Raw genomic sequence first — 252 nt, forward strand, 5'->3', positions numbered from 1 at the left:
TAGCACGTATTCGAGGTACTCATACGGCTCACAGTCGTTAGCCTTCGCGGTTTCGATAAGACTGTACAGCACGGCACTGGCGCGGGCACCATTATGAGTCTTCGAGAACAACCAGTTGTTCCGACCCACCGTGAACGGACGCACTGAACGTTCCGCTCGGTTATTATCCATACTTAACCGGCCATCATCGATAACTCGTACTAGCTTCGACCATTGATTGAGACTGTAGCTAATCGCCTCTCCCAGTTTACT

At 50.8% G+C, this 252-nt stretch carries 1 protein-coding gene; it reads right to left on the reverse strand.

Annotation, left to right across the window (positions count from 1 at the left end):
• A partial coding sequence (locus BCT81_RS16305) for a transposase (protein WP_133152642.1) occupies positions 1-252 on the reverse strand: 252 nt, incomplete at both ends.

This window comes from Vibrio sp. 10N.261.52.A1 (genome assembly GCF_002876325.1).
GTDB lineage: Bacteria > Pseudomonadota > Gammaproteobacteria > Enterobacterales > Vibrionaceae > Vibrio > Vibrio chagasii.